General features: G+C 71.2%; 1 protein-coding gene. It reads left to right on the forward strand.

The annotated features are described in order from the left end of the window. Positions 1-1140, forward strand: a 1140-nt coding sequence (locus AC1D2K_RS34995) for a chemotaxis protein CheA (RefSeq protein WP_478095057.1), incomplete at both ends; no start/stop codon positions are given.

Below are 1140 nucleotides of genomic sequence, written 5' to 3' on the forward strand. Positions count from 1 at the left end.
CGTGGCGACCGTGCAGCGCACGCTCCAGAAGACCGTGCAGGCGACCGAAGACGACCTGAGCGCCCAGGCGCGCCAGACCCKCGAGCTTCAGCGCGGACTGCTGCGCACGCGCATGGTGGAATTCGAAGGCATCTCCGAGCGGCTGTACCGCGTGGTCCGCCAGGCCTCCAAGGAGACCGGCAAGCAGGTGCGCCTGGACATCACCGGCGGTTCGATCGAAATGGACCGCGGCGTGCTGGACCGCATGACACCCGCCTTCGAGCACCTGCTGCGCAATTGCGTGGCACACGGCATCGAGGACGCGGCGGCGCGCGAGAAGGCCGGCAAGGACGCCAGCGGCCTGATCGTCATCGAGCTGCACCATGAAGGCAACGACGTCTCGGTGAGCTTCCGCGACGACGGCGCCGGCCTCAACCATGCGCGCATCGCGGCCCGCGCGCGCGCGCTCGGGCTGGTCGCCGAAGGGCAGCCGATCAGCGACGCGGATGCGGCCGAGCTGATCTTCCAGCCCGGCTTCTCGACCGCCGAGCAGGTGTCCGAACTGGCCGGTCGCGGCATCGGCATGGACGTGGTGCGGGCCGAAGTCGCCGCGCTCGGCGGCCGCATCGAGATCCACAGCCAGGCTGGCCAGGGCACGGTCTTCAAGCTGGTGCTGCCGCTGACCACCGCGGTGACGCACGTGGTCATGCTGCGCGCCGGCGGCACCTCGGTCGGCGTGCCCTCCAACCTGGTCGAGCTGGTGTTGCGCGCCAGCGCCTCGGACCTCGAGTCCGCCTACCTCGAACAGCGCTACGCCTTCGGCGGCGAGCAGGTGCCGTTCTACTGGGCCGGAGCGCTGCTGCAGTCCTCCGCGCGCAGCGAGCGCGCGCCGTCCAAGGCCAACACGATCGTCATCGTGCGAAGCGCCGCCCAGCGCGTCGCCTTGCACGTGGACGAAGTCCTGGGCAACCAGGAAGTGGTGGTCAAGAACCTCGGACCGCAGCTGTCGCGGCTGCCCGGCATGGCTGCCATCTCGGTGCTGGCCTCGGGCGCGGTGGCGTTGATCTATAACCCCGTGGCCCTCGCTGCGGTGCACGGCGAGCAGGCGCGCGAGTACCAGGCCGCCGCGCGCCGCCAGCCCGCAGCGCGCGGCGCGCAGCC

It is taken from the genome of Variovorax sp. P1_H12_2, assembly GCF_056405335.1.